The following is an 11,040-nucleotide window of genomic DNA, read 5'->3' on the forward strand; positions in this document are numbered from 1 at the left end:
AGCCGCGCGCCACTCCCCTGGTCCACCGGCTGACCTACGGCCACCCCTGGAGCGTGCTCCAACTGCACACCGCCATCGGCAGTCTGCTGGAGCACGACCGGGATCTGACGAGCCTGCGCGGGCTGCTGGACACCCCCGTACCGGCTCCGGGCCCGCCGCCCGGCCCCGCCGCCGGGCCCGGCGCGCGACCGCGCCCGCGCCCGCGCCCCGAGCCGGCGCGCGAGCCCCGGCTCGCCTCGCGGGTGCTCGACTATCTGCTGGCCGGCCTCACCCGGGACCAGCGGGCGGCGGCGATGCGGATCGCGGCGGCCCGCACCCCCAAGGCGGGCATCAACTGCGGGCTGCTCAACGACCAGCCCGAGCACGCGCGCGACACCCTGATGCGCGAGCTGCGCGGCAGGCTGTGGCTGTCCGAGCCGATCCCGGAGGACGCCACCACCAGAGGCGGCACCGGCCCTTCCGGCTATCTGCTGCCGCCACAGGGCCGGCCGGGCGCGGAGCGGGCGGCGGCCGACAGCACCTACGACGGGCGCCCTGTGCTGCACCCCTGGCTGCGGCTGCTGCTGCTGGACTCCATGTCCGGGCCGCCGAGCGGATCGGAGGCCGTCTGGCAGCAGACGCACCGCACCCTGTGGGACTGGCACCACCGGCACGGCAAGCCGCTCGACGCCCTCTACCACCAGCTCGCGCTCAATGAACTGGACACCGTCACACGGCACTTCACCGACGGGGTCACCGGCGCCGATCTGCGCCCCTGGCTGCGGGAGCTGTACCACGTGAGCGCGGCGCCGATGTACCGCGCGCAGCTCTCGGACGCGCCCCCGCCGCGCGCCGCCGGCGAACTCGCCCGCGAACACGCCCCCCTCGCCTACGCGGACCGCACGACGGGCCGCCCGCTCGCCGAGCTGTGCGCCGCGCTGTGGCTCGCGGGCGATCCGCGCAACCGGCTGCCGCCCGGCAACCCGGAGTTGAACTACAAGATCGGCGCGATGTTCCGGCAGCTCGCCATGGTCGCGGACGCGGACGCGGACACTCTGCTGGACGAGGCCGCCCGCTACGCCGACTGACATCCAGCCCGACTGACATCCATAGGAGCATCCGATGAGGAGGGAGCCTTGATGTCCCCCGGCGACTGGGTGAGCAATCGACCGCTGTGGGCCCGCTGGCCGTGGAACGCGCTGCTGGGCCTGCTGGCCCTGGCGCTCGCGGCGGGCGGGACCGTATGGGCTCTGCAGCCCGAGGACACCTCCTGCGCCGAAGGCGTGCCGCGGGTCGGCGAGAAGCCGCAGTGCGTCGGCGTGACCGACGGCTCGCACTCCTTCAGCACGAACCTCGCGGCCGTCTCCGAGCTGATACGGGCGGAGAACGGCCGGGTGTCCAGGGCGAGCCGCAGGCCGAACGGCCCCTCGTACGTCAGCATCGTCTACCTGATGTCGCTGGCGCCCGGCCCCAAGGACTCCAACACCCCCGACTCGGTGCGCCACGAGGTGCAGGGCTCCTACACCGCCCAGTACGAGGCGAACCACACGCCCAAGTACGGCGACGCGCCCAAGGTCAGGCTGCTGCTCGCCAACACCGGCAGCACCGGGGAGCAGCGGAGCGCGGCCCTCCAGGAGATCCGCAAGCGCATCGACTCCGATCACATCGTCGCCGTCGCCGGGCTGGGCACCAGCACCGACGCGACCGAGAAGATGGTCCGCACGATCACGGCCGACCGGCAGGACGGCGGCCTCCAGCTCGCCGCCGTCGGCTCGGTGCTCACCGCCGACACGCTGAGCAAGGTCAAGGGCCTGGTACGGGCCGCGCCGACCAACGCGGACGAGGCGGCGGCCGCGGCGGCCTTCCTGAAGCGGAAGCCGTACGCGGGCAAGCGGGTGCTGGTGATACAGGACGCGCGGCCCGACGACCAGTACACCCGGACACTGGGCGAAGCGTTCCTGCGCGCCTTCCCGCGCGACCGGCCGGCCCCGAAGGTCGAGCAGTACGACTCCTCGCAGGAGGGCGTGGCGACCGCCTTCAAGACCCGGATGGCGAACCTGTGCGCCGCGAAGCCGGACGTCGTCTACTTCGCGGGCCGGGGTGTGGACCTGCCGCGCTTCCTCGCGCCGCTCAAGGACCGCCCGTGCACCGACCGCGAACTGGTCGTCTTCTCCGGCGACGACGTCTCGCAGTCCGCGCAGGCGCAGGGCTTCGACGAGATCAAGGAGACGCTGCGCAGCGGCAACGTACGGCTGCTCTATACCGGGCTCGCGCACCCCGGCGCCTGGCAGAAGGCGAAGGACGCCTACCCCGGCTGGGCCGTACAGTCGTTCGGGACGAAGGGCCGCTACCGTACGGCCTTCCCCGAGGAGACGCTGGACGACGGCCAGGCGATCATGGGCCATGACGCGGTCCTCACGGCGGTGTCCGGCATCCGGCTGGCGGCCCGCGCTTCCGATTCCAACGGCCGGGTAAGCGGTTCGCAGACGATCCAGATCTGGAAGTCGCTGCACGGCGTGGAGGCGGTGAAGGGCGCGAGCGGCCTGATCTCCTTGGGCAATGACGGCTCGCCCGAGGGAAAGGCCGTGCCCATCATCGAGATCAAGCCGGACGGCACGGTGCGCACGCTCGACGTCTCCGCTCGCTCCGGCCGTCCTCTGGTGGAACGGGATCTGAACTGATGCGATTCGAGGTGTGGGCGCCGGACGCCGGACAGGTCGACGCGGTGGTCGGCGACGTGACGTACCCGATGGAACGGGACGCCGGGCCAGGCCGCGACGGCTGGTGGCAGGCGGAGGCGGACGCGATGGACGGCACGCGTTACGGCTTCCGGCCGGCCGGGGCCGCCGAGCGGGCCGCTGCCCCGGTGCTGCCCGATCCGCGCTCGCGCCGCCAGCCGGAGGGGCCGGACGGCCGCAGCGCCGTCGTCGACCACTCCCGTTTCCTGTGGCGGCGGGAGTGGCACGGCAGGCCGCTGCCGGGCGCGGTGCTGTACGAGCTGCACATCGGCACCTTCACCCGCGCGGGCACCTTCGACGCGGCCCTCGAACGCCTGTCGCACCTCGCCGAGTTGGGGATCACCCATGTCGAGCTGATGCCGGTCTGCCCGTTCCCCGGCAGGCACGGCTGGGGCTACGAGGGCGTGTCGCTGTGGGCGGTCCACGAGCCGTACGGCGGCCCGGAGGGGCTCAAGCGGTTCGTGGACGCGGCGCATCTGCACGGCATCGGCGTCATCCTCGACGTGGTGCACAACCACCTCGGGCCGTCCGGCAACCACCTCCCCGCCTACGGCCCGTACTGCACCGACACCCATCACACCCCGTGGGGCTCGGCGGTCAACCTCGACGCCGCCGGCTCCGACGAGGTTCGCGCGTACCTCATCGGCAGCGCACTGGCCTGGCTGCGCGACTACCGGCTGGACGGGCTGCGGCTCGACGCCGTGCACGCGCTGGCCGACACCAGGGCGCGGCATTTCCTGGCCGAACTGTCCGCGGCCGTGGACGCGCTGGCCGCACAGCTCGGCCGGCCGCTGTCGCTGATCGCCGAGCCCCACAACCACCACCCGCCACCCACCGCCTCGCGCGAGGCGGGCGGCCACGGCCTCCAGGCACAGTGGAACGACGACTTCCACCACGCCCTGCACACTGCCCTGACCGGTGAGTCCCAGGGCTATTACGCCGACTTCGCACAGGCCCCGCTGGCCGCCCTCGGCAAGACGCTGACCGGCGTGTTCTTCCACGACGGCACGCACTCGGCCTTCCGGGGCCGGGCGCACGGCAGCCCCGTGGACCGTACGGCGACCCCGGCGCACCGCTTTCTCGGCTACGCCCAGACGCACGACCAGATCGGCAACCGGGCCCTCGGCGACCGGCTGTCCGGGGGCGTCGGGCTGTCCGGGGGCGACCGGCCGTCCGGCGGCGACGGGCCGTCCGGCGGCGACGGGCCGTCCGGCGGCGACGGGCCGTCCGGCGGCGACGGGCCGTCCGGCGGCGACGGGCCGTCCGGCGGCGACGGGCCGTCCGGCGGCGACGGGCACTCGCCCGATGGCGGGGCCTCCGGCGGCGGAACGGCCGGCGGGCCGGCGGCCGGGCTCTCCCCCGGCCTGCTGGCGTGCGGCGCGGCGCTGGTCCTGTGCTCCCCCTTCACCCCCATGCTCTTCATGGGCGAGGAGTGGGGCGCCAGGACCCCCTGGCAGTTCTTCACCGACCACCGGGACCCGGAGCTGGCCGCGGCCGTACGCGACGGCCGCCGCCGGGAGTTCGCCGCGCACGGCTGGGCCGCCGAGGACGTCCCCGACCCACAGGACCCGGCCACCCGGCTGCGGTCCTGCCTCGACTGGTCGGAGACCCGGCGCGCCCCGCACACCGAGCTGCTGGCCTGGTACCGGCGGCTGATCGCGCTGCGCCGCTCCGAACCCGCCCTGACCGACCCGGACTTGACGCACACCGAGGTGAGCTACGACGCCGGGGCCCGCTGGCTCACCCTCGCCCGGGGCCCGCTGACCGTCGCGGTCAATCTGGCCCCGGACCGTACGGCCGCGATCCCGCTGGACGCCCCCGCGAGCGGCCCGCCGAACGGCGCCGACGCACCGGCTCACGCCCGGCCCGACGCCCGCCCTCGCCCTCGCTCCCGCCTGCTCGCCGCCTGGCGGCCGACCGAACTGCCGGGCGCGGACGGCATCCTGCACCTCGCGCCGGAGTCCGCGGTCGTGCTGGGGTGACCGGCGCCCGCTCCCGGCGCGGATCAGGGAGTGAACACCCGGCACACGGTCTCGGCGAGCGCGCGCCGGCTACAGCTCGGACTCGCCCCGCGAGCCGACCATCGGCTCGTCACCGACGGACGGCTTCGCGGGCCTCGGCATGCGCTTCGTCCCAGCCGTCGGCCAACGGACGAAACGGGCCGGTGCCGCGCCCCGACCTCGCCGGAGACCAGCGTGGGTCATGCGCGCGGCGCCCGGTGCGTACGGCCGCCGTACGGCCCTCGCCGGGACCGGCCGCTCAGCCCTCGGCCGGCACCAGCCGCAGCGAGATGCTGTTGATGCAGTACCGCTGGTCCGTCGGGGTGGCGTAGCCCTCGCCCTCGAAGACGTGTCCGAGGTGGGAGCCGCACTTCGCGCAGCGGACCTCGATGCGGACCGCGCCGTGCGAGCGGTCCTCGACCAGTTCCACCGCGCTGGAGTCCGCCGGGTCGTAGAAGGAGGGCCAGCCGCAGTGGCTCTCGAACTTGGTGTCGGACCGGAAGAGCTCGGCCCCGCACGCCCGGCAGTCGTAGACGCCGGTGTCCTTGGTGTCGGTGTACTCGCCCACGAAAGCGGGCTCGGTGCCCGCCTTGCGGAGTACGGCGTACTCCGCGGGGTTCAGCTCCGCGCGCCACTGCTCGTCGGGCTTGTCGATCTCGTACGACATCTGCGTTCTCCTCAGCTCTCGGGGCGGGACAGGCTGATCCTCTCCAGGATGTGCGGACCGAGGTCCGTCACATCGCCCGCCCCCATGGTGAGAACGAGATCACCGGGCTTCGCCATTCCTGCGACGGCGTCCGGGATAGCGGCCTGGTCGTGCACGGCGGTCACATCCGCGGCCTTGGCGCGCGCCGCGTCGACGACCAGCGCGCTGGTGACGCCCTCGATCGGGTCCTCGCGGGCCGGGTAGACGTCGAGCACCAGGGACGCGTCGGCCAGCGCGAGCGCCTCGCCCATCTCGACGCCCAGCTCCTGGGTGCGGCTGAACAGGTGCGGCTGGAAGACGACCAGGATGCGGCCGTCGCCCGCGCCGCCGCGGATGGCTTCGAGGTCGGCGGCGATCTCGGTGGGGTGGTGCGCGTAGGAGTCGATGACCTGGACGCCGTGCGCCTCGCCCTTGAGCTGGAGGCGGCGCTTGACGCCGGTGTACTTGCCGAGGGCCGAGGCCAGGTTGTGCACCGGCAGGTCCAGCGCGACGCCCGCGGCGAGCGCGGCGACCGCGTTGTGCGCGTAGTGCCGGCCGGGCACCGCGACGGCGAAGGTGATGAACTTCCCGTCCATGACGACGGTGACCTCGCTGGTCAGGCCGCGCGGGTTGATCTTCGCGATCCGTACGTCGGCGTGCTCGGACTCGCCGACGGTGACGATGTTCAGCTCGCCCTGGTCGCGCACCCGGGCGGTCAGCTCGCGGGCGCCCGCCTGGTCGGCGGAGACGACGAGCGTGCCGCCCTTGCGGATGCGGCCGACGAAGGTCTCGAAGGACTCGTAGATCTCGTCCATCGACGCGTAGTTCGCGTGGTGGTCGAGCTCCACGTTGAGGATGATCGCGACCTCGGGCCGGTACTTGTGGAAGCTGCGGTCGCTCTCGTCCGCCTCCGCCACGAAGATCTCGCCGTCGCCGTTGCGCGCGTTGGACCCGGGTCCGTCCAGGTCGCCGCCGATCGCGTACGAGGGGTCGAGGTCCAGCGCGCCGAGCGCCACCGCGAGCATCGAGGTGGTGGTCGTCTTGCCGTGGGTGCCGGCCACCGCGAGCGAGCGCAGGCCGCCCATCAGCGCGGCGAGCGCGTCGGAACGGTGCACGAGCCGGATGCCGCGCTCGTTGGCCGCGACCAGTTCCGGGTTGTCCTCGCGGATCGCGCTGGAGACGATGACGCAGCTCGTGTCGGCCGCGATGTGCTCGGCGGCGTGCCCGATGTGCACGGTCACGCCGTCGGCGCGCAGCGCCTCGGCGGTGGCGGACTCGCGCGAGTCGCTGCCCGCGACCTGCGCGCCGCGCGCGGCGAGGATCTTGGCGATGCCCGACATGCCGGCGCCGCCGATGCCGATGAAGTGCGGTCGGTCCATGGCGGACGGGATGGCGGGTGCCATGTGCGGTGCTCCCTGGTCGTGGGTGACGGTGAGGGTGGGACGGTGAGGGTGGGGGTGAAGGTTGCTCTTGCTTCTTGCTCGGTGCTGCTCGTGCTGGTGGGTCGACGGTACGTGGTCCCCGGCCCAGAAGCTTAAGCGCTGGCGGCGGTCGCCCTGTCGCCACGGCTCGTCGCGGCCGGTCGCGACTGATCGCGGCCCGGCGGCCGCAATCGGGTGCACCCGGCGTGCGCGCGGCCGGCGGGCACACGTCGTTACGCGGACGCGGACCGGATGAGTCCGCCGGCGAGTCCGGCCGCGATGGCGCCCGTACGGCTGTCGACGCCGAGCTTGCCGTAGATGTGCACCAGGTGCGTCTTCACCGTCGCCTCGCTGATGAACAGCCTGCGGGAGATCTGCTTGTTCGCCAGCCCTTCCGCGAGCAGCCGCAGGATCTCGACCTCGCGCGGGGAGAGCGTCGGGCGGCCTGCCCGTACCCGTCCCAGCAGCCGGGCCGCTACGGGCGGGGCGAGGACCGTCTCGCCGCGCGCCGCGGCGCGGACCGCCGCGGCGACCTCCTCGGGCGGCGCGTCCTTGAGCAGATAGCCGGTGGCGCCGGCTTCGACGGCGGCGAGGATGTCGGCGTCGGTGTTGTACGTGGTGAGGATGAGGACGGCCGGCGGGTCGGGCAGCGCGGTGATCCGGCGGGTGGCCTCCACGCCGTGCATGCCCGCGCCCATCTGGAGGTCCATGAGGACCACGTCGGGGCGCGGCCCGTCGGCAGCGAGCAGCCGCAGCGCGGCGGCCCCGTCCGCCGCCTCGCCGACCGCCTCCAGCTCCGGCAGGTCATCCACCATGGCGCGCAGACCGCGCCGTACGACGGGGTGGTCGTCGACGAGCAGGACCCTGATGACGCCGCCGCCGCTCACTGCGGCTCCCCCGAGCAAGCGCCGGCAGCTGCGACTGCGGGGCGCCCGGCACGCTGCGGAGGACGTACGTCCGGCGCACTGACTGCGGGGCCGGTGGGATCGGTCGGGTCTGTAGGGTCGGTGAGGCTCGCTGGATCGCCTGAGCCCGTACCGGCACCCGGCCGCGCGGCCCGAGGCGCCCGCGCCGCCCGCACGGGCAGCACCGCCGCCACCGCCGTCCCCTCCCCCGGCGCGGATTCGACGGTCAGCGTGCCGCCGAGATCGGCGATCCGCTCGCGCATCCCGTGCAGCCCGAACGTCTGCCGGTCGCCGTCGGGCTCCGCGTCCGGCGCGAAGCCGACCCCGTCGTCGTAGACGTCGAGGGTCACCTGCCCGTCGAGGAAGCCGAGCGTCACGGCCGCCTGCCGGGCTCGCGCGTGCCGGGCCACATTCGCCAGGGCCTCCTGGGTGAGCCGGAGCAACGCGACTTCCGCCTCGACGGGCAGCCCGTACGGTTCGCCGTCCAGCCGGAAGCGGACCTCAGGGGAGGTCGCCGACGCGGGATAGCCCGCGGCGCCCCGGCGCAGCGCCTCGGGCAGGGGCGCGTCGCGCAGCGCGGGGGGCGTGAGGGCGTGTACGAAGCGCCGGGCCTCGGCGAGGTTCTCGGAGGCGGTCCGGCCGACTTCCCGCAGGTGAGCGCGGGCGGTCTGCTCGTCACCCGACTCCGCCGCGCGGGCGAGCAGCACGATGCTGGACAGGCCCTGGGCCAGCGTGTCGTGGATCTCCCGGGCGAGGCGCTGCCGCTCCGCGAGCCGTCCGGCCTCGCGCTGGGTGGCGGACAGCTCGTCGCGGGTGCGTACGAGATCGTCAATCAGGCGTTGACGTTCGCTGCCCTCCCGGTAGAGCGCGGCATAACCCCAGGCGGTGAGGACCGCGACGGCCGCTCCGGCGGTCGGGCCGATGGCCTTGGCCGCGGTGAAGCCGCCGGGCCCCTCGGACTGCACCATGACGACCGCGGCCGTGGCGGCCGCGACGGCGGGCAGCGCCCAGCGGGCCGGCAGTACGTGGAGGTAGAGGAAGAAGAGCGGGAAGGCCAGATAGCTGAAGTCCCGGTCGAGGATCAGCGCCGCGAGCCACAGTCCGCTGACGAGGACGAGCCACCCGCCGGTCCGGAGGCCGGTGACCGGCCGCCGGTGCTCCCACAGCGTCCCGGCGCCGTACACCGCGCCCAGCAGGACGCTCAGGGCGAGCACGGGGACGGGGTGAGGGGCGGTTTCGGGGGCTGTGCCGTTGGCGGCGGCGAGGACCGAGGGGCCCACGGCGATCGCCAGCAGCGCGTAGAAGACGCCGTGCAGCGCCCAGCGCAGCAGGCGCAGCGAGCGGGTGTCCTCGCGCGGCTCGCCGGGCTCGGTCACCGGGGGTGGATCGGGGTTGCTCACTCCATCGAGCGTACGGGCGGTCCGGCGGCGGTGGCCGCCACGGGCCATCAACCGTTCGATGTATTCCGGGGTGCACCGTTCGGACGGCCCGAAGACCACTCCTGTCCCCGATGGCAGCGGCGGCAGGGCCGGACAGGGTTGCTGGGGCCCGCTGAGAAGCGGGCCCCAGCGAGCCGCCGAACGGCCGTCGGGAAAGCCGCGCAGGTCGTGCGGAGCACGCAGGTCGTGCGGGTCTGCGGAGCGTGCGGGTCTGCGGAGCGTGCAGATCGCACCGGCCGCGCGGGTACAGCCCTGGAGGGTTCCGTTGTTCGTCGCATCCCGTGACATCCGCTTCGCCAAGGGGCGCTTCGCCCTGATGGGCGCGGTCGTCACGCTGATCACCACACTGGTCGTCTTCCTGAACGGCCTGACCGGCGGGCTGGCCCGCGCGGCCTCGTCCGCGATCGACGGGCTGCCGGTGGACGGCATCGTCTTCGGCGCCCCGGCCGGAGCCTCACCCGAGGTGTCGTTCAGCAACAGCACCATCGACGCCGCCCAGGCCGCCGCTTGGGCCAAGGCGCCGGGGGTCGCCTCGGCCGAGCCGCTCGGGGTCGCCATGACCCGGTTCACCGGCGACGGCGCGGCTGCCTCGGTGAGTCTGCTCGGCGCTTCGGCGGCCCTGCTGCCGCCGCTCGTCTCCGGGACCGCGCCGCGCGACGGCCAGGCGGTCGTGAGCGAGGAACTGGCCGAGGAGTACGGGCTCGCAGCGGGCGCGAAGGTGCGGCTCGGCACCCGGCGGATCACCGTCTCCGGCGTCGGCGAGGACCGCTCGTACGCGCACGCCCCCAGCGTGTGGACCGGCCTTCACACCTGGGAGCGGGTCACCGGCCAGGAGCAGCCCACGGCGCTCGCGCTCGACCGGGACGGGGAGGGGGGCGGGGACACGGGCGGCGGGCCCGGCGGGGACACCGCCCGGGACACCAGGGCCGTGCCGCTCGGCGACGCGCCGGCCGGGATCGACGGCTACTCCGCCGAACAGGGCAGTCTCCAGCTGATCCAGGTCTTCCTGTTCGCCGTGAGCGCACTGGTCACCGGCGCGTTCTTCACGGTGTGGACAGTGCAGCGCAAGCCCGACATCGCCGTGCTCAAGGCGATCGGCGCGAGCAGCGGCTATCTGGTGCGCGACGCGCTCGCGCAGGCGCTGGCCGTCCTGCTGTCCGGCGGGCTGCTGGGCGCGGCCCTCGGGGCTCTGGGCGGTGCGCTCGCCTCGGCGTCGGTGCCCTTCGCGCTGGGCGCGGCCAGCGTCGCCGCACCGGTCCTGGCGATGGTGCTGCTGGGCCTCGCCGGTTCCGCGCTCGCCGTGCGCCGCATCACCTCCGTCGACCCGCTGACCGCCCTGGGAGCCACCCGATGACTGTCCCGAGCAGCCCGACCGGCCCGCACACATCACCGGACGCCGTACGCCATCCCCACGCCACGCCCGCGCTCGCGCTGGACTCCGTACGGCTCACCTACCCGGACGGCGACCGCAGGCTCACCGCGCTGGACGAGGTGTCTCTGGAGATCGCCGCCGGGGAACTGGTCGCGGTGGCCGGGCCGTCGGGGTCCGGCAAGTCGAGCCTGCTCGCGGTGGCCGCGACGCTGCTGCGCCCGGACTCGGGGCGGGTGGTCATCGCGGGGCGGGACACCGGGGAGCTGCGGGCCAAGGACCGTACGGCGCTGCGCCGGGAGCGGATCGGCATCGTCTTCCAGCAGTCGAACCTGCTGGCCTCGCTGACCGCGGTGGAACAGCTGACGGTGGTGCACCGCCTGCGCGGCGAGCACGGCCGCGCGTCGCGGGAGCGGGCCGCGGATATGCTGGCCTCGGTCGGTCTGGACGAGGCGAAGCGGAACCGGCGTCCGCATCAGCTGTCCGGCGGCGAGCGGCAGCGGG

The 11,040-nt window shown here is 74.2% G+C and carries 8 protein-coding genes and 1 pseudogene; 5 read left to right on the forward strand and 4 right to left on the reverse strand.

Annotated elements, in window-relative coordinates; translation table 11 throughout:
* From QMK28_RS32605 to treZ, 3 genes and pseudogenes are all read left to right on the forward strand, one after another.
* A pseudogene (locus tag QMK28_RS32605) lies at window positions 1-1,067 on the forward strand (hypothetical protein); the annotation flags it as partial.
* A gap of 51 nt (window positions 1,068-1,118) precedes the next feature.
* Window positions 1,119-2,660 carry an ABC transporter substrate-binding protein gene (locus QMK28_RS32610; RefSeq protein ID WP_326443307.1) on the forward strand — a complete coding sequence of 514 codons (1,542 nt, stop codon included), beginning with the start codon at window positions 1,119-1,121 and terminating at the stop codon, window positions 2,658-2,660.
* Window positions 2,660-4,699, forward strand: coding sequence for a malto-oligosyltrehalose trehalohydrolase (gene treZ / locus QMK28_RS32615; RefSeq protein ID WP_326443308.1), 2,040 nt, complete (start codon window positions 2,660-2,662; stop codon window positions 4,697-4,699). Before QMK28_RS32610 ends, treZ begins: the two co-directional genes overlap by 1 nt.
* A 277-nt stretch (window positions 4,700-4,976) precedes the next feature.
* Here the strand turns inward: treZ and msrB are convergent, their stop codons facing one another.
* The 4 genes from msrB to QMK28_RS32635 all read right to left on the reverse strand — a co-directional run bounded on the left by msrB (window position 4,977) and on the right by QMK28_RS32635 (window position 9,128).
* Entirely contained in the window at window positions 4,977-5,384 is a 408-nt protein-coding gene (gene msrB / locus QMK28_RS32620) for a peptide-methionine (R)-S-oxide reductase MsrB (RefSeq protein ID WP_326443309.1), read from the reverse strand.
* Between the two features lie 11 nt (window positions 5,385-5,395).
* A complete protein-coding gene (murC, locus tag QMK28_RS32625; protein ID WP_326443310.1) occupies window positions 5,396-6,805 on the reverse strand; it encodes a UDP-N-acetylmuramate--L-alanine ligase in 1,410 nt (469 codons plus the stop codon).
* A 251-nt stretch (window positions 6,806-7,056) separates the two neighbouring features.
* Entirely contained in the window at window positions 7,057-7,710 is a 654-nt protein-coding gene (locus QMK28_RS32630) for a response regulator transcription factor (protein ID WP_326443311.1), read from the reverse strand.
* Complete coding sequence (locus QMK28_RS32635) at window positions 7,707-9,128, reverse strand: sensor histidine kinase (RefSeq protein ID WP_326443312.1); 1,422 nt, start codon at window positions 9,126-9,128, stop codon at window positions 7,707-7,709. Before QMK28_RS32635 ends, QMK28_RS32630 begins: the two co-directional genes overlap by 4 nt.
* Before the next feature lie 304 nt (window positions 9,129-9,432).
* On the opposite strand from QMK28_RS32635, the gene QMK28_RS32640 reads away from it, so the two are divergent.
* Window positions 9,433-10,521, forward strand: coding sequence for an ABC transporter permease (locus tag QMK28_RS32640; RefSeq protein WP_326443313.1), 1,089 nt, complete (start codon window positions 9,433-9,435; stop codon window positions 10,519-10,521).
* Window positions 10,518-11,040, forward strand: a 523-nt coding sequence (locus QMK28_RS32645) for an ABC transporter ATP-binding protein (protein ID WP_326443314.1), incomplete at its 3' end; no start/stop codon positions are given. The genes QMK28_RS32640 and QMK28_RS32645, both read left to right, overlap by 4 nt.

Source organism: Streptomyces sp. H27-D2 (assembly GCF_035828615.1).
Classification (GTDB): Bacteria; Actinomycetota; Actinomycetes; order Streptomycetales; family Streptomycetaceae; genus Streptomyces.